Source organism: Pseudomonas sp. ASL7 (assembly GCF_056680375.1).
In genome coordinates this window covers 806,674-827,938 of sequence record NZ_CM155279.1, presented here as the reverse complement: position 1 = coordinate 827,938, position 21,265 = coordinate 806,674, and the positions used below count along the sequence as shown (strand labels likewise).

At 60.4% G+C, this 21,265-nt stretch carries 20 protein-coding genes and 1 pseudogene; 14 read left to right on the top strand and 7 right to left on the bottom strand.

What is annotated here, in order from left to right; genetic code table 11:
• Positions 1–54 precede the first annotated feature (54 nt).
• The 11 genes from AC1MDT_RS03795 (at position 55) to AC1MDT_RS03745 (ending at position 13,072) form a co-directional block, all read left to right on the top strand.
• Entirely contained in the window at positions 55–804 is a 750-nt protein-coding gene (locus tag AC1MDT_RS03795) for an AraC family transcriptional regulator (protein ID WP_480420758.1), read from the top strand.
• A 231-nt stretch (positions 805–1,035) separates the two neighbouring features.
• Positions 1,036–1,854 carry an ABC transporter substrate-binding protein gene (locus tag AC1MDT_RS03790; protein WP_480420757.1) on the top strand — a complete coding sequence of 273 codons (819 nt, stop codon included), beginning with the start codon at positions 1,036–1,038 and terminating at the stop codon, positions 1,852–1,854.
• A 10-nt stretch (positions 1,855–1,864) separates the two neighbouring features.
• The gene (lhpI, locus tag AC1MDT_RS03785; RefSeq protein ID WP_480420756.1) at positions 1,865–3,643 is read left to right on the top strand and encodes a cis-3-hydroxy-L-proline dehydratase; all 1,779 of its coding nucleotides are present in this window, start codon (positions 1,865–1,867) and stop codon (positions 3,641–3,643) included.
• Positions 3,636–4,301 (top strand): amino acid ABC transporter permease, encoded by a 666-nt coding sequence (locus AC1MDT_RS03780; protein ID WP_480420755.1) that lies wholly within the window; start codon positions 3,636–3,638, stop codon positions 4,299–4,301. The genes lhpI and AC1MDT_RS03780 overlap by 8 nt, the downstream gene beginning before the upstream one ends.
• A gap of 10 nt (positions 4,302–4,311) precedes the next feature.
• Positions 4,312–4,962 (top strand): amino acid ABC transporter permease, encoded by a 651-nt coding sequence (locus AC1MDT_RS03775; RefSeq protein ID WP_480420754.1) that lies wholly within the window; start codon positions 4,312–4,314, stop codon positions 4,960–4,962.
• A complete protein-coding gene (locus AC1MDT_RS03770; protein ID WP_480420753.1) occupies positions 4,955–5,677 on the top strand; it encodes an amino acid ABC transporter ATP-binding protein in 723 nt (240 codons plus the stop codon). Before AC1MDT_RS03775 ends, AC1MDT_RS03770 begins: the two co-directional genes overlap by 8 nt.
• Before the next feature lie 116 nt (positions 5,678–5,793).
• Complete coding sequence (locus tag AC1MDT_RS03765; RefSeq protein WP_480420752.1) at positions 5,794–6,822, top strand: trans-3-hydroxy-L-proline dehydratase; 1,029 nt, start codon at positions 5,794–5,796, stop codon at positions 6,820–6,822.
• A 124-nt stretch (positions 6,823–6,946) separates the two neighbouring features.
• Positions 6,947–7,864: a dihydrodipicolinate synthase family protein gene (locus AC1MDT_RS03760; RefSeq protein ID WP_201112293.1), complete on the top strand. Its 918-nt coding sequence runs from the start codon at positions 6,947–6,949 to the stop codon at positions 7,862–7,864.
• A 71-nt stretch (positions 7,865–7,935) separates the two neighbouring features.
• Complete coding sequence (gene abaF / locus AC1MDT_RS03755; RefSeq protein ID WP_480420751.1) at positions 7,936–9,333, top strand: fosfomycin efflux MFS transporter AbaF; 1,398 nt, start codon at positions 7,936–7,938, stop codon at positions 9,331–9,333.
• 155 nt (positions 9,334–9,488) lie between these two features.
• Entirely contained in the window at positions 9,489–11,072 is a 1,584-nt protein-coding gene (locus tag AC1MDT_RS03750) for an aldehyde dehydrogenase (NADP(+)) (RefSeq protein WP_480420750.1), read from the top strand.
• Between the two features lie 864 nt (positions 11,073–11,936).
• A protein-coding gene (locus AC1MDT_RS03745) for an IS3 family transposase (RefSeq protein ID WP_480418219.1) occupies positions 11,937–13,072 on the top strand; the annotation gives its coding sequence in 2 pieces (ribosomal slippage) (positions 11,937–12,186 and positions 12,186–13,072; 1,137 coding nt in all).
• Positions 13,073–13,216: 144 nt separating this feature from the next.
• Here AC1MDT_RS03745 and AC1MDT_RS03740 read toward each other — a convergent pair.
• A complete protein-coding gene (locus tag AC1MDT_RS03740) occupies positions 13,217–14,224 on the bottom strand; it encodes an Ldh family oxidoreductase (RefSeq protein ID WP_480420749.1) in 1,008 nt (335 codons plus the stop codon).
• Between the two features lie 221 nt (positions 14,225–14,445).
• Complete coding sequence (locus tag AC1MDT_RS03735) at positions 14,446–15,264, bottom strand: aldo/keto reductase (protein ID WP_480420748.1); 819 nt, start codon at positions 15,262–15,264, stop codon at positions 14,446–14,448.
• 100 nt (positions 15,265–15,364) lie between these two features.
• Here AC1MDT_RS03735 and AC1MDT_RS03730 point away from each other — a divergent pair, with 100 nt between their 5' ends.
• The gene (locus AC1MDT_RS03730) at positions 15,365–16,150 is read left to right on the top strand and encodes an alpha/beta hydrolase (RefSeq protein WP_480420747.1); all 786 of its coding nucleotides are present in this window, start codon (positions 15,365–15,367) and stop codon (positions 16,148–16,150) included.
• 44 nt (positions 16,151–16,194) lie between these two features.
• Here AC1MDT_RS03730 and AC1MDT_RS03725 read toward each other — a convergent pair whose 3' ends face one another.
• Entirely contained in the window at positions 16,195–16,593 is a 399-nt protein-coding gene (locus tag AC1MDT_RS03725) for a YfeK family protein (RefSeq protein WP_480420746.1), read from the bottom strand.
• A gap of 77 nt (positions 16,594–16,670) precedes the next feature.
• Between AC1MDT_RS03725 and AC1MDT_RS03720 the strand changes: the two are divergent.
• Positions 16,671–16,844: pseudogene (locus AC1MDT_RS03720) on the top strand (helix-turn-helix transcriptional regulator); the annotation flags it as partial.
• Positions 16,845–16,855: 11 nt separating this feature from the next.
• Here AC1MDT_RS03720 and AC1MDT_RS03715 read toward each other — a convergent pair.
• The 3 genes from AC1MDT_RS03715 to AC1MDT_RS03705 form a co-directional block, all read right to left on the bottom strand.
• Positions 16,856–17,227: a hypothetical protein gene (locus AC1MDT_RS03715; RefSeq protein WP_480420745.1), complete on the bottom strand. Its 372-nt coding sequence runs from the start codon at positions 17,225–17,227 to the stop codon at positions 16,856–16,858.
• Between the two features lie 206 nt (positions 17,228–17,433).
• Complete coding sequence (locus tag AC1MDT_RS03710; RefSeq protein ID WP_480420744.1) at positions 17,434–18,066, bottom strand: Vgb family protein; 633 nt, start codon at positions 18,064–18,066, stop codon at positions 17,434–17,436.
• Positions 18,067–18,101: 35 nt separating this feature from the next.
• Positions 18,102–19,322, bottom strand: a complete 1,221-nt coding sequence (locus AC1MDT_RS03705; RefSeq protein ID WP_480420743.1) for a helix-turn-helix domain-containing protein — start codon at positions 19,320–19,322, stop codon at positions 18,102–18,104.
• A 102-nt stretch (positions 19,323–19,424) separates the two neighbouring features.
• Here AC1MDT_RS03705 and AC1MDT_RS03700 point away from each other — a divergent pair, with 102 nt between their 5' ends.
• A complete protein-coding gene (locus tag AC1MDT_RS03700) occupies positions 19,425–20,189 on the top strand; it encodes a DUF899 domain-containing protein (protein ID WP_480420742.1) in 765 nt (254 codons plus the stop codon).
• 103 nt (positions 20,190–20,292) lie between these two features.
• On the opposite strand, the gene AC1MDT_RS03695 is transcribed toward AC1MDT_RS03700, so the two are convergent.
• Complete coding sequence (locus AC1MDT_RS03695; RefSeq protein ID WP_480420741.1) at positions 20,293–20,895, bottom strand: hypothetical protein; 603 nt, start codon at positions 20,893–20,895, stop codon at positions 20,293–20,295.
• Between the last annotated feature and the right edge of the window lie 370 nt (positions 20,896–21,265).

Genomic DNA, 21,265 nt, shown 5'->3' with positions numbered 1-21,265 from the left:
GGAGCGCGGCCGAGTCTTTATGATCCCGAGGATTGCCACCAGACGCCCAGCGCCATGTACGCCTCGCTCACGACCTTCAAACCTTGCGACCTGCCGACCCTGCTGAGCAGTCTGCAGCCTATCGCGGCGCTGCTCGATACCCTGTCGGACGTGGTGTTTTTCATCAAGGACAACGAGGCCCGCTATGCCTTCGTCAACCAGACCCTGGCCCGGCGCTGTGGCTTCAAACACCGTGACGAGTTGCTCGGGCTCACCGCCGAAATGGTCTTTCCTGAGCGCTACGGCCCGTTGTACACCGAACAGGACCGGCGCGTGCTGTCCACCGGCCGTGAATTGGCCGACCAACTCGAACTGCACCTGTATTTCGGCAACCAGCCGGTGTGGTGCCTGACCCACAAACTCGCGCTGCACGATGAACAGGGCCGAATCGTCGGCCTGGCCGGTATCTCCCGCGACCTGCAACTGCCCCAGTCCAGCCATCCGGCGTTCCACAAACTGGCGGCGGTGGACGCGTATATCCGTAGCCACTTCGCCCGCCCCATCAGCCTTGCCGAGCTGACGGCGATCGCCGGGTATTCCGTGGCGCAACTGGAGCGCCACTGCAAACGCGTGTTCCAGCTCACCCCACGGCAGATGATTCACAAGGCCCGCCTGGAAGAAGGCTCGCGGCTGTTGTTGCACACTGACCTGCCCATCACCGACATCGCGCTGCGCTGTGGTTACACCGATCACAGTGCTTTCAGCCGACAGTTCCGCGCCTTGACCAGCCTGGCGCCGAGCCAGTTTCGCGACAGCCGCCGTTAGAGTGTTCCTTTAAGGGGCGCCAGAGGCTGGTGGTGCTCCCTTCTGTAACACCCCCCTGATTCGCCCCCCGGTGCTGTGTTTGGCCACCCTTCGCTCAACCCCTCTGACTCAAGGGCTGACAATTAATTGTGTCCACGGGAGGCAAACAGGCACGTCCATTGCTATTGTAAATATCGTATACGAAATCCCCGATACGATATCTGACAGCACACCCACCACAACGAGGCCTCTATGAAAAACCCCGCATTTGCCGTAGCCCTCAGCGCTGTTCTCAGTACCTCCTTTATCGCCACCGCCCAGGCCGACAAACTCGATGACATTATTGGTTCGGGCAAACTGCGTTGCGCCGTGACCCTGGACTTCCCGCCAATGGGTTTTCGCGATGAAGGGAATAACCCTGCCGGGTTCGATGTGGACTACTGCCACGACCTGGCGAAAATCCTCGGGGTCGAGGCCGAAGTGGTTGAAACGCCCTTCCCTGACCGCATTCCGGCGTTGGTCTCCGGGCGTGCCGACGTGATTGTCGCGTCCACCTCCGACACCCTCGAACGGGCCAAGACTGTCGGCCTTACCGTGCCGTACTTTGCCTTCCAGATGGTGGTACTGACCCGCGACAACACGGGCATCAACAGCTATGCCGATATCAAAGGCAAAGCATTGGGTAACACCAGCGGCACCTATGAAGCCATCGCCCTGGAAAAAGACGTGAAGAACTGGGGCAGCGGTTCCTTCCGTGCCTACCAATCGCAAAACGACACGCTGCTGGCGGTTGCCCAGGGCCACATCGACGCCACCGTCGTTACCAATACCGTGGCAGCCGCCACGATCAAATCAGGCAAGTACAAGAATCTGAAAATCGCCGGTAACGCGCCGTACACCATCGACTACGTCTCCCTCGGCGCCAAGCGCAACGAGTATGGCCTGCTTAACTACCTCAATCTGTTCGTCAATCAGCAGGTACGCAGCGGTCGTTACAACGAGTTGTTCACCAAATGGGTCGGCACCGAGATTCCACCCTCCGACCTGACCGTGCCTAAGGTCTACTACTAAGGTGTCTGGAATGCCTAGGTTCACTTCTCTGACCGGTCGCAGTCTGGTCGCGGGGGCCGCCCAGGGCGCCCTGTTGTTCGCTGATGTCGGGCTGAGTTTCTGGGGCGGCGTTGACCCGTTTAGCGGTGAGGTCATCGACCGTCACCACCCCCTCAGCGGCGAACACCTGGCCGGGTGTGTGCTGGCCATTCCCAGTGGTCGCGGTTCGTGTACCGGCAGCAGTGTGCTGATGGAGTTGATCAGCAACGGCCACGCACCGGCCGCACTGGTGCTCGCCGAGCCTGATGAGATCCTGACCCTGGGCGTGCTCGTGGCACAGACCCTTTTCGAGCGTTCCCTGCCGGTGCTGTGCATCGGCCGGGAAGCCTTTGCCGCCTTGCGCGGCAAGGCCTTCGCTCGGGTCGAAGACACATCGGTGACCGTATTCGAGCACCTGCCCGGCGATGCCTGGCAGGTGCTCGCCCCCCCATTGAAAACAGCAGAAACAAGCGCCTCGATCGAGCTCACCGAGCACGACCTGGCGCTGCTTGGCGGCAAGCATGGCAAGGCCACGCAGATCGCCATGCAAATCGTCCTGCGCATGGCCGAGATACAAGGTGCCCGGCGCTTGGTGGATATCACTCAGGCGCACATTGATGGCTGCATCTATACCGGCCCCGCGAGCCTGAAATTTGCCGAACAGCTGGTGCAGTGGGGCGCAAGAGTACGGGTGCCGACCACGCTCAATTCGATTTCCGTCGACCAGCGTCGCTGGCGTGAATTGGGCATCGACCCGGCATTGGGCGTACCGGCCAGCGCCTTGGGCGATGCTTACATGGCGATGGGCGCGCAGCTCAGTTTTACCTGCGCGCCCTACCTGTTGGACAGCGCGCCAACGGCGGGTGAGCAAATCGTCTGGGCCGAATCCAACGCCGTGGTCTATGCCAACAGCGTGCTCGGCGCACGAACCCTGAAATACCCGGACTACCTGGACATTTGCATCGCCCTGACCGGCCGCGCGCCCCTGATCGGTTGCCACCTGGATGCCCAGCGCAAAGCGCGTCTGCATATCGAGTTACCCGCCTTGGGCGAACTGGATGACTCGTTCTACCCGCTGCTCGGCTATCACATCGGCGCTCTGGCAGGCAGTCGGATCCCACTGGTGTCAGGGTTGGAACAGCGCAAGCCAAACCTCGACGACCTGAAAGCCTTCGGCGCGGCGTTCGCCACCACCTCCGCCGCACCGTTGTTCCATATCGCCGGGGTCACGCCGGAAGCACTCGACCCGACACAGGTTTTGCAGCCGGATGAAACCTTGCCGGTGGAGAAAATCCGCCTGCAGGACCTGCTGCTCAGCTGGCGCGAACTTAACAGTGCCCGCGACAACCGGGTAGACGTGGTCTCGCTGGGCAATCCGCATTTTTCCCTCAGCGAATTCGCCCACCTGGCGCGTCTATGCCGTGGTCGGCACAAGCACCCTGACGTGGTTCTCGCCATCACCTGCGGTCGCGCGGTGCTGGAACAGGCACGCGAAGCCGGGCATATCGCCGTGATCGAAGCATTCGGCGCGACGCTGGTCACCGACACCTGCTGGTGCATGCTCGGCGAACCGGTGATCCCGCTGGCCGCAAAAAACCTGATGACCAACTCGGGCAAATACGCCCATTACGCACCCGGCCTGGTGGGTCGAAAGGTGCACTTCGCCAACTTAGCCGAATGCGTCGACGCCGGTTGCAGCGCCACGGCCAGCGGTCGTCTGCCAGCCTGGCTGCAACCGGCCGCCCTCCTGGAGAACCCCGTGCATGTTTGATTACACCTTCCAATGGCGCTCGGCCCTGCGTGCCTTGCCCGATATGCTCGCCGGTGCCTTGGTCACGTTCGAGACCGCCGCGTTGTCGATGATCTTTGGTGTGCTGATTGCCTTGGCACTGACCGTGATGCGCGAAGCCAAAAACCCGATGCTGCGTGGCATCGGCAACGGCTGGGTGTCGATCGCCCGCAACACCCCGTCGCTGTTTCAGATCTACGTCCTCTACTTCGGGCTCGGTTCGCTGGAATTGCACGTCAGCTCATGGTTCGCGCTACTGGCGGGGATCACGTTCAACAACGCCGGTTATCTCGCGGAAAACTTCCGGGGTGGCCTCAAGGCGGTGCCCGACACGCAAGTGCGCGCCGCGCGTTCGCTGGGCATGAGTGCCTTTCAGGCCTACCGGATGATCATCGTTCCGCAGTTATTGCGGATCGTGTTCTACCCGTTGAGCAATCAAATGGTCTGGGCGGTATTGATGACATCGCTGGGCGTGATCGTCGGGCTGAACAATGACCTCACCGGTGTGACCCAGGACTTCAACGTCAAAACGTTCCGCACCTTCGAATACTTCGCCATCGCCGCGGTGCTGTATTACCTGATTGCCAAGGCAATCGTCGCGACGGCCCGGCTGATGGCCTGGCGGCTGTTCCGTTACTGAGGACGTGAGTATGTTTGCTACCAGTTTTTCCTGGAATGACCTGCAGTTCCTGCTTAATGGCGCCTGGGTCACTCTGCAACTGACGTTCTGGTCGATCATCCTCGGCTCTCTTGCCGGGCTGTTGTTCGGCGTGTTGCGGGCGCTGTTGCCACGGGCCAGTCTGCCACTGGCCTGGGTGCTGGACGTGTTTCGCAGTGTGCCGCTGCTGATCCAGTTCGTGCTGTTCAACTCGCTCAAAAGCATCGTCGGTTTGAACATCAGTGCCTTCAGCGTCGGCTGCATCGTGCTCGGGGTCTACGCCGCCGCGTACTTCACCGAGATCGTGCGCGGCGGGGTGCTGGCGGTGCCGTTTACGGTGCGCCGTGCCAGTCGCTCGCTGGGCCTGAGCTTTGTGCAGGACCTGCGCTGGATCGTCTTGCCGATGGCCACGCGAGTGGCGTTCCCCGGCTGGCTGAACCTGGTGCTCAGCGTAATGAAAGACACCGCGCTGGTAATGTGGATCGGCATCGTCGAACTGCTGCGCGCCTCGCAAACCATCGTGACCCGCATCCAGGAGCCGTTGCTGGTGTTGTGCATCGCGGGCCTCATCTACTACGTCATGAGCCTGGTGGTTGCCCGCCTCGGCGCTCGTCTGGAAAGAAGGTGGCAAGAAAATGATTGAGATCGACAACGTACACAAATCCTTCGGCGACCTCGAAGTGGTCAAGGGTGTGAACCTGACGGTGAACAAGGGCGAGGTGGTGTCGATCATCGGCGGCTCCGGTTCGGGCAAGTCGACCCTGCTGATGTGCATCAACGGCCTGGAGCCGATCCAGAAAGGCAACATCCGCGTCGATGGCGTCGAGGTCCACCACGGCGCCACTGACCTCAACCGCCTGCGGCAAAAGATCGGCATCGTGTTCCAGCAATGGAACGCCTTCCCGCACCTGACCGTGATGGAAAACGTGATGCTGGCGCCGCGCAAAGTACTGGGCAAGAGCAAGGCCGAAGCCGAGGAGCTGGCGGTGCGGCAACTGACCCACGTTGGCCTGGGTGACAAGCTCAAGGCTTTTCCGGGCAAGTTGTCCGGTGGTCAGCAGCAGCGCATGGCCATCGCCCGCGCCTTGGCCATGTCCCCGGACTACATGCTGTTTGACGAAGCCACCTCGGCCCTCGACCCACAACTGGTCGGTGAAGTGCTGGACACCATGCGCATGCTCGCCGAAGACGGCATGACCATGGTGCTGGTGACCCACGAGATCCGTTTCGCTCGCGATGTGTCGGACCGCGTGGCGTTCTTTCGTAATGGCCTGGTGCACGAAATCGGCACGCCGGATCAGGTGATTGGCAATCCGGTGCATGCGGAGACCGCAGCGTTTCTCAAATCGGTGAAATAGCGGATGGCCCCATCGCGAGCAAGCTCGCTCCCACAGTGGCCGGTGTACACCACGAAACCCTGTGGGAGCGAGCTCGCTCGCGATGAGGCCCTAACAGACAAAACAAGGAGCAATTCATGCGCTCATCGAAAGTGATTCATGTAGTCAGCTGCCACGCCGAAGGCGAAGTCGGCGATGTGATTGTCGGTGGCGTCGCCCCGCCGCCCGGCGCTACCGTGTGGGAGCAATCGCGGTGGATCGCCAAGGACCAGACCTTACGCAACTTCGTCCTCAACGAACCTCGCGGCGGCGTGTTCCGTCACGTCAATCTGCTGGTGCCGGCCAAGGACCCGCGGGCGCAAATGGCCTGGATCATCATGGAACCGGCAGACACCCCGCCGATGTCCGGCTCCAACTCGCTGTGCGTGGCCACGGTATTGCTCGACAGCGGCATCCTGCCAATGACCGAACCGCAAACCCGGCTGGTACTTGAGGCACCCGGTGGGCTGATCGAGGCCGTGGCCGATTGCCGGGATGGCAAGGTCGAGCGGGTCGAAATCAAGAACGTGCCCTCCTTCGCTGACCGCCTCGACGCCTGGATCGAAGTCGAAGGCCTCGGTTCATTGCAGGTCGACACCGCTTATGGCGGCGATAGTTTTGTGATCGTCGATGCCCAGCGCCTGGGCTTTTCCATCGCTCCAGACGAGGCAGCCGAACTGGTCGAGGTCGGGCTGAAAATCACCCGGGCGGCCAACGAACAATTGGGCTTCGTGCATCCGCTGAACCCCGAGTGGTCGCATATCTCCTTCTGCCAGATCGCCGCGCCCATTGTTTATGAGAATGGGATCGCCACCGGTGCCAACGCGGTGGTGATTCAACCCGGCAAAATCGATCGCTCGCCGACCGGCACCGGTTGCTCGGCGCGCATGGCGGTGATGCAGGCCAAGGGGTTGATGCAGGTGGGGGATCGCTTTATTGGTCGTTCGATCATCGGTTCCGAGTTTCATTGCCGCATTGATTCGCTGACGGAAGTGGCTGGGCGCCCTGCCATCTATCCCTGCATTTCCGGCCGAGCCTGGATCACCGGGACTCACCAATTGCTGCTCGACCCAAGCGATCCGTGGCCACAAGGCTACCGCCTGTCAGACACCTGGCCTGGCGCCTGATACCTACCGTCGAAACACTGACAAACGGTTAGTAAAAATCACTGCAAATCTGAAAAAGCACTGGCCGAACATACGCACTTACAATATCGTATACGAAATACATTTTAACGAACCGGAGGCAACAATGAGCAAGCGCATTAACTGGAGTGGTGTCTTCCCAGCGGTGACCACTCAATTCAACGATGACTTCTCCATCAACCTGGAAAAAACCCACCAGGTGATTTCCAACGTGATCCGTGACGGTGTGTCGGGCCTGGTCGTCTGCGGTTCGGTGGGGGAAAACACCTCGCTGACCGCTGAAGAAAAAATCGCCGTGACCGAAGTCGCGGTCGATGCCTCCCGTGGTCGTGTACCCGTCATCTGCGGCGTCGCTGAATTCACCAGCGTGGCAGCGGCCAAGGTCGCCAACGCGGTGCGCCGGGTTGGCGTGGATGGCATCATGTTGATGCCGGCGTTGGTCTACGGCTCCAAGCCGTTCGAGACCGCCGAGCACTACCGCTATGTGGCGAAAAACGCTGACGTACCGCTGATGGTCTACAACAACCCGCCGATCTACAAAAACGACGTGACCCCGGACATCCTGATTTCCCTGGCCGACTGCGACAACGTGGTGTGTTTCAAGGATTCTTCCGGCGACACCCGCCGCTTCATCGACATACGCAATGAAGTCGGCGATCGTTTCGTGCTGTTTGCCGGTCTCGACGACGTGGTGCTGGAAAGCATAGCCGTGGGTGCCGAAGGTTGGGTCTCGGGCATGTCGAACGTGTTCCCGAAAGAAGGCGAAACCATCTTCCGCCTGGCCAAGGCCGGTCGCTTCGCCGAAGCCATGCCGATCTACGAATGGTTGATGCCGATCCTGCACCTCGACGCCCGTGCCGACCTGGTCCAGTGCATCAAGCTGTGCGAAGCCATCGCCGGCCGTGGCAGCGCGTTGACCCGTCCGCCACGCCTGGCGCTGCCGGAAGCTGACCGCGTGTTCGTCGAGCAGATCATGGCCAAGGCCCTGGCCAACCGTCCGGAGTTGCCGGATGTCGGTCTCTGAGTGATTGCCGGGCGGGTCTTTGCGGACCCGGCCCGGCTGCCTGTCTTTGCGCCCCCACAAGGATCGTCAGCATGTCCAATCCCCAAAGCACGTCTAGCTCAACCACACCCTCGGGACTCAAACGCGTCGTGGCCGCCGCCATGGCCGGCACTGTCGCCGAATGGTACGAATTCTTTCTCTACGGCACCGCTTCCGCACTGGTTTTCGGGCAATTGTTTTTTCGCCAGACCGACAGCCCGGTCGACGGCATTCTTGCGGCTTTCGCCTTGTATGCCGTCGGCTTTCTGGCCCGTCCGCTAGGTGGTTTGGTGTTCGGTCACTACGGTGACAAATTCGGCCGCAAGCGCCTGCTGCAATTGAGTCTGGTGGTAGTCGGTATCACCACGTTCCTGATGGGCTGCCTGCCCGGCTTCGAGCAGATTGGCTATGCGGCACCGGTGTTGCTGGTGCTGCTGCGGCTGATCCAGGGCTTCGCCTTCGGGGGTGAATGGGGTGGCGCGATTCTGCTGGTGTCCGAACACTGCCCGGACAATCGCCGGGGATTCTGGGCCAGTTGGCCGCAAGCCGGTGTCCCGGCCGGCAACCTGGTGGCCACCATCGCCCTACTGCTGCTGTCGTCGAACCTGTCGGAGGAGCAATTCCTCGCCTGGGGCTGGCGTGTCGCGTTCTGGTTCTCAGCGGTGGTGGTGCTGATCGGCTACTGGATTCGCACCAGCGTCGATGACGCGCCGATTTTCAAGGAAGCTCAAGCGCGTCAGGCACAGAACAAGCATCAGCAATTGGGCGTGGTCGAAGTGTTGCGGCATCACTGGCGTGCAGTGCTGGTTGGTATCGGTGCGCGGTTTGCCGAGAACATCCTCTACTACACCGTGGTGACCTTCTCGATTACTTACCTGAAACTGGTGGTGCACAAGGACACTTCGCAGATCCTGTTGCTGATGTTCGGCGCGCACCTGCTGCACTTTTTCCTGATCCCGTTGATGGGTTATCTGTCCGACCTGATCGGGCGCAAACCGGTGTACCTCACCGGCGCGGTGCTGACTGCTTTTTGGGGCTTCGTCGGCTTCCCGATGATGGACACCGGCAACAACTGGCTCATCATCGCCGCCATCACCCTGGGCCTGGCCATCGAGTCGATGACCTACGCCCCCTACTCGGCACTGATGGCCGAGATGTTCCCGACCCATGTGCGCTACACCGCGCTGTCCCTTTGTTATCAGGTGGCCCCGATCTTCGCCGGTTCGCTGGCACCGCTGATTGCCCTGACCTTGCTCAACAAGTACCACAGCTCGACGCCGATCGCGTTCTACCTGGTCGGTGCTGCACTGATATCGATTGTCGCGGTTGGCCTGACTCGTGAAACCCGTGGCAAGTCGCTGCATCTGGTGGACAGCGAATCCGCCGCGCGCATCGCTGCACTGGATAACGCCCAACCGGCCACTACACGCCGCGGCGATTCGTTGGCTTGAGCCCCGCCCCTTGTAGGAGCGAGCTCGCTCGCGATGGACGTTAACGGTAACGCGTCATTTCTGAATAAACGCGTCGTTCATGAGTTCATCGCGAGCAAGCTCGCTCCTACAGTTTTTGCGCTCCCCTTAAATGACTATCCCGACTGGAGTTTTTCATGCCCGAGATCATCGGCCACAACTACATCGGCGGTGCGCGCAGTGCCGCTGGCGATATCCGTTTGCAAAGCCACGACGCCAGTACCGGCGAAGCCCTGCCCTATTCGTTTGTGCAAGCCACAGTTGAGGAAGTCGACGCTGCCGCCCAAGCCGCTGCTACCGCCTACCCGATCTTTCGCAACCTTCCGGCGAGTCGGCGCGCGGAGTTTCTAGAGGCCGTCGCCGCGCAGCTGGATGCACTGGACGATGACTTCGTGGCGCTGGTAACCCGTGAAACGGCGCTGCCGACCGGGCGCATTCAGGGCGAGCGCGGGCGCACCAGCGGCCAGATGCGTCTGTTCGCTCAGGTCCTGCGCCGTGGCGATTTCTATGGCGCGCGCATCGATCGTGCGTTACCCGAGCGTCAGCCATTGCCGCGGGTCGATTTGCGTCAATACCGGATCGGCGTCGGACCGGTCGCGGTGTTCGGTGCGAGCAATTTTCCGCTGGCATTCTCCACCGCCGGTGGTGACACCGCAGCCGCCCTCGCGGCCGGCTGCCCCGTGGTATTCAAAGCTCACAGCGGACATATGGCGACCGCCGAACGCGTGGCCGATGCAATCATTCGCGCTGCCGAGCAAACCGGCATGCCCAAGGGCGTATTCAACATGATCTACGGCGCGGGTGTCGGAGAGGCGCTGGTCAAGCACCCGGTCATTCAGGCCGTCGGTTTCACCGGCTCGCTGAACGGCGGACGAGCCCTCTGCGACATGGCCGCCGCTCGGCAACAGCCGATCCCGGTGTTTGCAGAAATGAGCAGCATCAATCCGGTGGTGGTGTTACCCGAAGCGCTGCAATGGCGGGGCGAGAAAATTGCCAGCGAACTGGTGGCTTCAGTGGTGCAGGGTTGCGGCCAATTCTGCACCAACCCAGGCCTGGTGATCGGCATCAGCTCGCCACGGTTCAGTGCTTTCACTGCGCTGCTCAGTACGTTGATAAACGAACAACCGGCACAAACCATGCTCAATGCCGGCACGTTCCGCAGCTACAGCAACGGCGTGCAAGCCTTGATGAGTCATCCGGGTATCGGTCATCTGGCCGGTAAGGCTCAACAAGGTAATCAAGCCCAGCCGCACCTGTTCAAGGCCGACGTCAGCCTGCTGCTCAACGGTGATCCGCTGTTACAGGAAGAAGTGTTCGGCCCGACCACTATCGTTGTCGAAGTGGCCGACAAGGTCGAGTTGCAACGTGCACTACAGAGTTTGCACGGTCAACTCACCGCCACATTGATCGCCGAAGCAGGCGACCTGATAACCCATGGCGAACTGCTGCCGGTGCTGGAGCAAAAGGTCGGCCGGGTGCTGTTCAACGGCTACCCGACCGGCGTAGAAGTCTGTGATGCGATGGTGCATGGCGGGCCTTACCCGGCCACTTCCGATGCCCGTGGCACGTCGGTCGGCAGCCTCGCCATCGACCGCTTCCTGCGCCCGGTGTGCTACCAGAACTGCCCGGACGCTCTGCTGCCTGAAGCGCTTCAAGACGCCAATCCATTAGGCATCAATCGCCTGGTCGACGGCCACAGCCACCGCGAACCGCTGGTGTAGGAGCGAGCCTCTCGCGATGCGCGTTAACGATAACGCGTGTTGTCTGAATTAACGCGTTGCTCTTGAATTCATCGCGAGCAGGCTCGCTCCTACAAGTTCAGCAGTATGTAGGAGCGAGCTCCCTCGCGATGTACGTTAACGATAACGCGTGTTGTCTGAATTAACGCGTTGCTCTTGAGTTCATCGCGAGCAGGCTCGCGCCTACAAGTTCAGCAGTATGTAGGAGCGAGCTCCCTCGCGATGTACGTTAACGATAACGCGCGTTGTCTGAATTAACGCGTTGCTCTTGAGTTCATCGCGAGCAGGCTCGCGCCTACAAGTTCAGCAGTATGTAGGAGCGAGCTCGCTCGCGATGCGCATTAACGATAACGCGCGTTGTCCGAATTAACGCGTTGCTCTTGAGTTCATCGCGAGCAGGCTCGCTCCTACAAGTTCAGCAGTATGTAGGAGCGAGCTCCCTCGCGATGTACGTTAACGATAACGCGTGTTGTCTGAATTAACGCGTTGCTCTTGAGTTCATCGCGAGCAGGCTCGCGCCTACAAGTTCAGCAGTATGTAGGAGCGAGCTCGCTCGCGATGCGCATTAACGATAACGCGCGTTGTCTGAATTAACGCGTTGCTCTTGAGTTCATCGCGAGCAGGCTCGCTCCTACAAGTTCAGCAGTGTGTAGGAGCGAGCTCGCTCGCGATGTACGTTAACGTTAATGCGTGTTGTCTGAATTAACGCGTTGCTCTTGAGTTCATCGCGAGCAGCCTCGCGCCTACAAGTTCAGCAGTGTGTAGGAGCGAGCTTGAACTGGCCTAATGATTTTGGACACCTCAATCGGGCGCTATGATGGCGCCCAAATCTGAGGTGTTTTGGATATGCGGAAATCTTACTCGAGTGAGTTCAAGCTCAAGGCTGCCAGCATGGTGCTGGACGAAGGACAATCGGTTCCCGAGGTCTGTGCCAGTTTGGATATTGGTCCCACGGCCTTGCGCCGCTGGGTCGATCAGGTTCGTAAGGAGCGCTTGGGTTCGACCCCGGTAGGAGCCAAGGCGATTACCGCTGATCAGCGAGAGATCCAGAAGCTTAAAGCGTTGCTCCGGCAAAAAGACCTGGATATCGAAATCCTAAAAAAGGCCAGTGCTCTCCTGCTTTTGGACGCCAAAGATCATTCTCGTTGATCTGCGAGCTGGACGAGCAGTACGGCGTTAACAATTGCTGCCGAGCGTTTGGCATCAATCGCAGCAGCTTTTACGCCTGGCGTCAGCGCCAAGGCAAAGTGAATCCCGAGCGGGAGAGGCTCAAAGCCGTGCTGGTCAAGCATCACAGGGCGTCAAGAGCCTCTGCGGGGTCGCGGACTCTGGCCAAGGAGCTGCAAGAGAAAGGGCACCGCATCGGGCGGTATTTGGCCCGCAGTTTGATGCGCGAAACCGGCATCACCAGTCGCCAGCGCAGGCGCCATAAGTACAAGTCGCCTGGCGTGGAGGCGTTGGTGGCGCCGCACGTACTCAAGCGCAAGTTTGATGTTAAAGCGGTCAATCAGGTGTGGTGTGGCGACGTGACATACATCAAGGTTGGTAAGCGGTGGCTGTATTTCGCGGCGGTTCTGGATCTGTACGCTCGTCGCGTTGTGGGTTGGTCGTTTTCGATGATCTCCGATGCTTCGCTGACCTGCGAGGCCTTACGGATGGCGGTTGAGCTACGAGGTCGACCCAAAGACGTGCTGTTTCACTCCGATCAAGGCTGTCAGTACACCAGCCATAAGTTCAGGAACGAGCTATTGGAGTATGGCCTGCGGCAAAGCATGAGTCGTAAAGGCGAGTGCTGGGACAACGCCCCTATGGAGCGTTTCTTTGGCAGTTTGAAATCAGAATGGGTGCCTGAAACCGGCTACGAATCGGAACATGAGGCCCGAGCGGATGTGCAGCGCTACGTATCGCGTTACAACACCACCAGGCCTCATAGCTACAACGATTATCGATCGCCAGTCGCTAGAGAGAGACTGGCTGCGTGAAACCTTAAACGGTGTCCAAGATTACTTGACCAGTTCAGCTCGCTCGCGATGCGCATTAACGATAACGCGCGTTGTCTGAATTAACGCGTTGCTCTTGAGTTCATCGCGAGCAGGCTCGCTCCTACAGGTTTCCCCCCGTTTCAGTCAATCCAGCAGTGCCTTCAAGTCGTTGTACAAGGACTCGGGAATCTGCACCCCTTCCATCAGACTGCGCACTCGCGCTTCATAACGGCGTTGCGACGGCAAGCGGGCGCCCTGCCCTTGAATGTTTTCGAACAACCCTTCGGCACGGGCCAGGTGCTGCTCAGTGGCCTCGCCGAGAAAACGTCGCGGATCGAAGGCGATGATCAGCTCGCCATGGTACGGCGACGATTTGCTGCCCGCGTCGTAGGCCAACGACTCGGCGCTGGTCAAGTCACCGATCAACGGGCCGGCAATCAACTCCACCATTGCGGCCAGCGCCGAGCCCTTATGCCCGCCGAACGTCAGCATCGCGCCGGCATCGAGCACCACGTTAGCGTCGGTACTCGGTTGCCCCTCGGCATCCACGCCCCACCCTTCGGGGATCGGTTTGCCGGCACGCCGATGCAACTCGATATCGCCACGGGCAATCGCACTGGTGGCGAAATCGAACACAAACGGATCCTTACCCGGACGCGGCCAGCCAAAAGCGATGGGATTGGTACCGAACACGGGCTGGCTTCCTCCCGCTGGCGCGACCCAGGCGTGGCTGGGATTACAGGCCAGCGCCACCAGGCCCGCAGCGGTCAATTGCTCGATCTCCACCCACAGCGCAGAGAAATGCACGCAGCGATTGATCGCCAACGCCGCAATCCCGTTTGCCCGGGTTTTCTCTGCCAGCAGCGGCAGCCCGGCCTGAAAGGCCAATTGGGAAAAACCACCCGCCGCGTCAACACGCACGATCGAAGGCGCCTGGTCGATCACCTGCGGTTCGGCATCGGCCACCACCTTGCCGGCCCGCAGCGAGTTTACGCAGCCCAGAATCCGGTACAAACCATGGGAGGCACAGCCATCGCGCTCGCCGGCAATCACCGTGGCAGCCACTGCCCGAGCGTGGGCAAGGTTGAAGCCGTTATGCAACAGGATCGATTCGGCCAGCGTACGAGCCTCGATAAGGGACAGTCGGATCATAATCAACTCCTTGGACAGACCATCCAGACTGGCCCAATCCAGGCGCTGCGGCTTGATCACTTTGGGCAAGGTCGATGACGAATTCGGCACACCCTTTAAATGGTTCTCAGTGTGGAACGCCCAATTGGGTCGCGATATTTTCAGGCTTGAGATGCCGTCCATCGACTGAAACCCGCTCCAGCTTTCTGATCGGCTGACGGTCCTACGCAGCGGCAACGCCCCTACCGAACTACATCAATTAACTGCTCGCGCTGTGCGCCTGTCAGCATCAGACCAAAACCGGCCCCGGCATTTTCCGCCATGTAGCGCGGGTTGCCGGTGCCGGGGATGACGCAGGTCACCGCCGAGTGAGCCAGCAGGTACTTGAGCGCCAGTTGTGGCCAGGTTTTGACCTGCACTTGCGCGGCCCATCCCGGTAGAGGCTTGCCTTTCAAGCGCTCGATCAAGCCACCACCGCCGAATGGACGATTGCAGATGACTGCCACGCCGCGCTCGCGACACAGCGGCAGGATGCGTTTCTCCACCGCGCGATCATCCAGGGCATAGTTGATCTGCAAAAAATCCATCGGCTCGGCCCTGAGCACTGCTTCCACTTCGTCATACGCCGACGCCGTGTAATGGCTGATGCCGATGTAGCGGATGCGCCCTTCTTCCTTCCATTGGCGCAAGGTGGGCAAATGGGTTTTCCAGTCCAACAGGTTGTGAATCTGCATCAGATCGATACGGTCGGTCTGCAGCAACTTGAACGACTGCTCCATCTGCGCAATGCCCTCTTCGCGCCCGCGGGTCCAGACCTTGGTGGCCAGAAAGGCCGGCGAGCGCGGTTGATGAATCGACAACAGTTCACCACTGGTCTGTTCCGCGCGACCGTACATGGGCGAGCTGTCGATCAACGTTCCACCCTTCTCGAACAGCGCACTGAGAACCGCCGGCAGATTTTTGTAGGAGGGATCCACCGGTGCGACATCCAGCCCCCGATAAGTGCCCAACCCGACGACAGGTAATGGCTCAGCGCTGGATGGAATGGCCCGGGTCAGCATGTTCTTGCCTCCTGATTTCATGGAGCGGCTGGCCCCGCTATCGATCTACTACACTCTGAAAGCGATCAAGCGATAGCCGTCTTCAGGTCCAGAACAGTCAATGTCGCCCCTTAAACGTAGTCGAATGTTGCGCCTCCTGATGACTCTCGTCGTAATCATAGTCGCCGTGTACCTGCTGCTCTGCGCTGCGCTGTTGGTGTTCCAGCGCGCGCTCATCTACTTCCCGCAACCCCGTGCCATCGGGACCGCAAGCCTGCTCACCCTCTCCGTCGACGATGCACAGGTGCAGGTCTCCGTCCGCCCACACGACGGCCCCAACGCATTGATTTACTTCGGTGGCAATGCCGAGGACGTCTCGCGCAGCCTGCCCTCGTTTTCCGCAGCCTTCGCGGATCAAGCCCTCTACTTGCTTCACTACAGAGGCTACGGTGGCAGTTCCGGTTCACCCTCCGAAGAAGCGATCCAGCGCGATGCCGTCGCCTTGTTTGACCAAGTCCACGCCACACACCCTCACGTTGCAGTGGTCGGTCGCAGCCTGGGCTCGGGAGTCGCCATCCGCCTCGCCAGCCAACGCCCGGCAGCGCGCCTGATCCTGATCACCCCCTATAACAGCCTGGACGAACTCGCCGCTCGCCAGTTCCCTGTTTTTCCGGTGAAGTGGCTGCTCAAGGACAAATTTGAATCCTGGAAGTACGCCGAGCGCATTGCGGTGCCCACGCTGCTGATTGCGGCCGAGCATGATGAAGTAGTACCGCGTTCGAGTACGGAGCGACTTCTCGGACATTTCGCCAACGGTGTGGCTTCGCTGAAGGTCATTCCACAGACGGGACACAATTCAATTTCTGAGAGCCCCGAGTATCTAAAACTGCTGGGCGCAGGGTTGTGAGTGGTGGCTGTACTCAGCATCCAACGCGCAGTCACGACCGCTGATCAATGAAGTTGCCGTTGCCTTTGTAGTTCCCTCTTCAGCCAGGTGCTTGCCGGTTCTACGCCTCCTGGGCATCGCACCTCATAGGGGTGGCCACTCATACTGCTTTTAGTGGCAGCAAGATCGATGAAGTCTTCTGCGCTGTTCACCATGTTCTTGCCTTCGAGATAATTCAGCTTCTGCTCCAGATGCGCCCGAGCCCGGGTGCCTGGGTATTCGCTCCCGTTACGCACAAACTGACACTCACTGTGCTCGACAAAGTCCAGCAAGCCGTTTATCTCTTGAGCGGCTTGAGGTGTGACTTGAGCCTGGGCATCGGTGACGATGGCGATAAGGCTGATACCCACGGCCAACATCCATTGTTTGATGGGCCGAGACGCGCCCCCTATCCACATCCGCATGATTCATCCTCGCCCTGACAGTGAAATGAATGCAGCTACCTCCAACAGTTACCATAGAGCACAATCACTAATACGCCTTTCACCGCCTGGCGGCTGCTCATCCGGTCGTCTGCGAACTGGACCTGGGCTTGATCGGCGCATTGTGGTGGTGAAGTCGAACACACGGAATACAGGTGCGGGGCGGTTATGTGTGCCGTTTCGAACTTCGGCCAATCGGGCGTCCGGACACTGATACGGCCCCAGGTGTTTGATCCGCGCCACTTCAGCGCCGTGTCGAACGCCTGTGTGCGAGGCGTTGCTGCCAGTTTCCGGCATTGTCACGCTGACATTGCTCCTCAGAGTCGAACCGCACACAGTCCGCCACCGGGCTGACCAATACATCCGCCTCACGTAAGGCCACGGCCGTCAGTTCGACCATGCGTTCTCCTTGTCCACTGGCCAACGCCTGATCCTTGTGAGCCAGGCTATCAAAGACCCAGATGACCTCCAGACTGGACGGAAATGCAGCGTAATCGATCTCATGAGTCAGCCAGGCAAACCCGATAATTTCTGCCTTGGCCGTTTCACACGCCTCGGTCAGGGTGGCAACCAGGCGACGCTCGATATGTGCCTGACCGCGCTTGCTTAATTCCATGAGTTGGTCCTTGTGACTGGTGGAAAATAGCCATCATACGATACCTCCCCACACACTTCGTCGGACGCACGCCCCCCCCTAAATATGCCCCCGCCACCCGTGAGCCTTGTGTAGAGACGCCAGTCTTTGCCGGTCGGCTACAGCAGCGGTTTGCGCGACGGGTAGGGAATAGAGGATCGTTGCGCACCTGAAGGTGACCGCAGGTCTCAGGAGGGTCGACGAACCACCCTCACCTTGCCGCTCCCACCCCCACCACAGAAAAACCTGCCGCCGCCATCAGACTCGAGCCCGGACACCCCGACGCCTGCTGGCAGCTTCACGCTTTCCAGCACCTCACCGGTTTTCGAATCGATTCGCCGCAATTCGCTTTCATCGCCTTCCCACGTGCCATGCCACAGCGCTCCTTCGACCCAGGTCACCCCGGTGACAAAGCGATTGGACTCAATGGTGCGCAGAATCGCCCCGGTCTCGGGATCGATCTGATGGATCTTCCGGTCTCGATACTCACCCACCCACAACGTCCCTTCGGCCCAGGTCAGCCCCGAGTCGTTGCCGCCGCCGGGGGCCGGAATGGTGTTGAGGACACGGCCTGTCTGCGGATCGATTTTCTGGATGCGATCCTCGGCGATCTGGAATAGATGCTGACCATCGAACGCCGTGCCGGCATGGGCGGCGACATCGATCGAACGCAGGGTCTTGCCGCTCACCGGGTCGAGGGCATTGAGTGTGTTTCCGGTGGCAAACCACACATGCTGACCGTCCCACGTGACGCCATGCACGGCTTCAACACCTTCAAAGGGGCCATATTCATGGAGGATGTCGGCGACTGAATGTTTCATTTGGGTTTCCTCGTGACGGGTGTGTGGCGTTCATCCTAGTCACTGGGCAGAGGATGCGGGAGTAACAAGGTCGTCGCGAAACCCGGCATCGGCGGGGTCATCCAACGGCGCGCCCGCCCGCGGCCAAATGACTGCACCTTGCCGCTGGAGCCCAGTTCGTCGAGTACCCGTTGCACTGTGCGCTGGCTGGCGCCGAGGGCCAGCGCCAGGGCCGAGCTCGACCATGATTCACCGTCGGCGAGGAAGGCGAACACCGCCGCGTGTTTCTCTTCGATGAGACGCGCCAGCACCACGACATCGGCCGCAACCGACGACACCAGCGCAAACCCGCGCGGGGTGGCCGTCACGCTGGCCAAGGGTTTAAGCGCCGCGCGCAGCCGCCCGACTTCGACGCGCAATCGCGCGCGGTGGGACTCATCGCCGAGCTTCAATCGAAAAGCCTGGGCAATCAGTGTTTCCCTCGACACGTCAGCGGGCCAGGCTTCAGCCAGCGTCCGTGCGAGGGTGAACAACACCGGGCGCGTGGCGAGGGATATCGACATGCCAACGCCACGCACGACGTATCGGCACGCGTCGACAACCAGCGATGTTGACCCGAGCAACGCCTCAACCTCATCCAGCAACAGCGTTCGCGCTTCACCGTGGGCAATCAGTCGAGCGGCTGGGCTGTTGAGGACGCGGGTTGCGCTTTGCACCTCAGCCGTCAGCGCAGGGATACCGGCAGTGCGCGCCGCGAGCTCGGCCCTCGTCAGTGCAGCCCGTGCCCGCTGCGTCTCCAGCCGCCGCAGGGCGATTCCCGCCACGACCAATTCATGAGCCGCGCGCAAGGCTGGCGGCAAAGGCTCCGAGTCCAGTGCGGCAAGCAGCCCTTCAGCCTGATCGAGACGCCCGATCAGTAGTAAACGCCGCAGCTCGAGATACCGCGCATGGGCCGCGTTGACCCGATCACCGTGTGCCTCCAGCGTGACCCGCGCCGCCTCAAGCGCCTTCACCGGCCAGCCAAGCTCCCGAGAGGCTAGTGCGACCTCAGCCTCGGCAACCACACACCGCGCCCGCGCCACGGGTTCTTTCGGCCCGAAGGCCCGCGCCGCTTTTTGCAACAGCGCCTTCGCCCGAACCAGATCACCGAGTTGCGCCATCGCGATCCCCCGTAGCGCGAGCGCCGGCGCATCGTCGCGCAAGGCAACCCGGTCCAGCGCGCCGAGCGGATTACCGGCCGCCAACGCCTGCGCGGCGGCCGTGATCAGCGAATCCATCTGAATCCCGCCACACTTGTCACTCCCATCCTCGGATGTTCGCTAGTTAGTCTATCTCACGACGACTCACCATGAAGGACGACCCTAAGGGAGCGAATAATCATGACCGGGCACCTAACCGCAACACGCGAAGAATGGCTGGCAGCGCGGCTCGAATTGCTCGCGGCAGAGAAAGCGCTGACCCGGCGTAGCGACGAACTGGCACGGCAACGCCAAGCACTGCCGTGGGTTCGGATCGACAAGGCTTACCGTTTCGACACCGAGGAAGGCCGCGTCACCTTGGCCGACCTCTTCCAGGGACGCTCGCAACTGCTCGTCTACCACTTCATGTTCGGGCCCGACTACAAAGCGGGGTGCCCGTCCTGCTCGGCCATCGCTGACGGCTTCGATGGCATCGCCATCCATCTGGCCAATCACGATGTCACGCTGATGGCGGTGTCCCGCGCCCCGCTCGCAACGCTTCAGGCGTACAAACGACGGATGGGCTGGACGTTCCCTTGGGCCTGCGCGCGCGACAGCGATTTCACCGCTGACTTCAACGTCTCGTGCACCGAAGCGCAACAGCGCGAAGGACAGGTTGAATACAACTACCAACGCGGCGGCCACGCCATGGACGCCGCGCAGATCCCGGAGCCCGTCGCCCGCTTCGCAGCCACCTGCGGCACCGACGCGCCCACCTACTCGCGTGACCGGCCAGGCTTGAGTGCCTTTGTGCTTGAGGACGGTGTGGTTTACCACACCTATTCAACCTATGCGCGGGGGCTGGACGGGTTATGGGGCATGTACCAATGGCTTGATCGGGCTCCTTTGGGGCGCAATGAATCGGGGCCGTGGTGGAAGCGGCATGATGAGTACGGCGCGGGTTGATCTGGATACAGATAGATCGCCAAGATCGCAGCCTGCGGCAGCTCCTGCAAATGGAACGCGTTCACTTGTAGGAGCTGCAGCAGGCTGCGATCTTTTGATCTTTTTAGCCTCCCCACCGTATGTCGAGGCTTGCCAGGTCATTACCGTACAGCACCGGTGATTCCCCGGTGACCTCGCACAGCAGCGCCGTAATCACTTCCCCGCTCACTGAGCCACGCGCTTGTAGAAGATCCGCCAACGCAGTGACAGCCGTCCAGTAACGACGCACCAGACAACTGGACCGGGCGATGGCCTGGGATTCGGCGTCGAGCAGCTTTCGGGCAGGCAGCAAACTGATCAATGCGTAGCCCCGGCGTTGGTCCCCTCTCCCGCCGCCGCTGAAAAACTGATCAGCCTTGGTGTGTCTATAGACAGCCTCGGCCACGGGGCCGGCGAAGCAATCGATAAGGTCGCGTTCAATAGCGTCGATCATCGAGGGCAGGCATTCCGCAATCCCGGGGGGGTCGAGAGACGGGTGCGGGACAAGGTAATCGGCCTCAACCAATCCCTCCGCATTTTGCGGGTTGCCACGTAAATCAATCATTGGACCGGTGACGGCTTCTGTCTGGGTGCGCACCGTGACGCGCGCGATGTGCTGACCATTCCACCAAAAAGCCAGGGCATGGCCGGCTTCATGGACAGCGGTGCGGCGCAGGCGCTTGTTCATGGCCGGTTCTTCTCCCGTGACAGCTCGCTCTATCGTCTGCCCCGCCCCAAGGCTCAGATAAAAGAGTATAGCTATCAAGCACCAATAGTCCGCCTATTAGCTGACTTCAAAACCGGCGTCTAACCTTAATCCAGCGCTGGCACCATACGCTGGCCGTTTAGTGCTGATAAGGAGACCGGAATGAGTCCGAAGCTTGACTAGGCCACCCGTGGGCCACCCGCGCAGGTCACTCGATTGCTGCTGTTCAAAACTCCCGTGTGGTCAAAACAATCAGTTGATCCAACTGCTGGCCCTGAAGCTTAAGTCATTGATTCCGCTCGTTGCTATTCGACGCCCATCCCGGGCGGGATAGCCGGATAAACACGACCAA

Coding starts and splice junctions, on each gene's coding strand:
- AC1MDT_RS03740 (WP_480420749.1), bottom strand. CDS start 14,224: ATGATCCGACTGTCCCTTATCGAGGCTCGTACGCTGGCCGAATCGATC.
- AC1MDT_RS03700 (WP_480420742.1), top strand. CDS start 19,425: ATGACCGGGCACCTAACCGCAACACGCGAAGAATGGCTGGCAGCGCGG.
- AC1MDT_RS03715 (WP_480420745.1), bottom strand. CDS start 17,227: ATGGAATTAAGCAAGCGCGGTCAGGCACATATCGAGCGTCGCCTGGTT.
- AC1MDT_RS03790 (WP_480420757.1), top strand. CDS start 1,036: ATGAAAAACCCCGCATTTGCCGTAGCCCTCAGCGCTGTTCTCAGTACC.
- AC1MDT_RS03710 (WP_480420744.1), bottom strand. CDS start 18,066: ATGAAACATTCAGTCGCCGACATCCTCCATGAATATGGCCCCTTTGAA.
- AC1MDT_RS03695 (WP_480420741.1), bottom strand. CDS start 20,895: ATGAACAAGCGCCTGCGCCGCACCGCTGTCCATGAAGCCGGCCATGCC.
- AC1MDT_RS03730 (WP_480420747.1), top strand. CDS start 15,365: ATGTCGCCCCTTAAACGTAGTCGAATGTTGCGCCTCCTGATGACTCTC.
- AC1MDT_RS03725 (WP_480420746.1), bottom strand. CDS start 16,593: ATGCGGATGTGGATAGGGGGCGCGTCTCGGCCCATCAAACAATGGATG.
- lhpI (WP_480420756.1), top strand. CDS start 1,865: ATGCCTAGGTTCACTTCTCTGACCGGTCGCAGTCTGGTCGCGGGGGCC.
- AC1MDT_RS03780 (WP_480420755.1), top strand. CDS start 3,636: ATGTTTGATTACACCTTCCAATGGCGCTCGGCCCTGCGTGCCTTGCCC.
- AC1MDT_RS03770 (WP_480420753.1), top strand. CDS start 4,955: ATGATTGAGATCGACAACGTACACAAATCCTTCGGCGACCTCGAAGTG.
- AC1MDT_RS03750 (WP_480420750.1), top strand. CDS start 9,489: ATGCCCGAGATCATCGGCCACAACTACATCGGCGGTGCGCGCAGTGCC.
- AC1MDT_RS03735 (WP_480420748.1), bottom strand. CDS start 15,264: ATGCTGACCCGGGCCATTCCATCCAGCGCTGAGCCATTACCTGTCGTC.
- AC1MDT_RS03765 (WP_480420752.1), top strand. CDS start 5,794: ATGCGCTCATCGAAAGTGATTCATGTAGTCAGCTGCCACGCCGAAGGC.
- AC1MDT_RS03760 (WP_201112293.1), top strand. CDS start 6,947: ATGAGCAAGCGCATTAACTGGAGTGGTGTCTTCCCAGCGGTGACCACT.
- abaF (WP_480420751.1), top strand. CDS start 7,936: ATGTCCAATCCCCAAAGCACGTCTAGCTCAACCACACCCTCGGGACTC.
- AC1MDT_RS03775 (WP_480420754.1), top strand. CDS start 4,312: ATGTTTGCTACCAGTTTTTCCTGGAATGACCTGCAGTTCCTGCTTAAT.
- AC1MDT_RS03795 (WP_480420758.1), top strand. CDS start 55: ATGTACGCCTCGCTCACGACCTTCAAACCTTGCGACCTGCCGACCCTG.
- AC1MDT_RS03705 (WP_480420743.1), bottom strand. CDS start 19,322: ATGGATTCGCTGATCACGGCCGCCGCGCAGGCGTTGGCGGCCGGTAAT.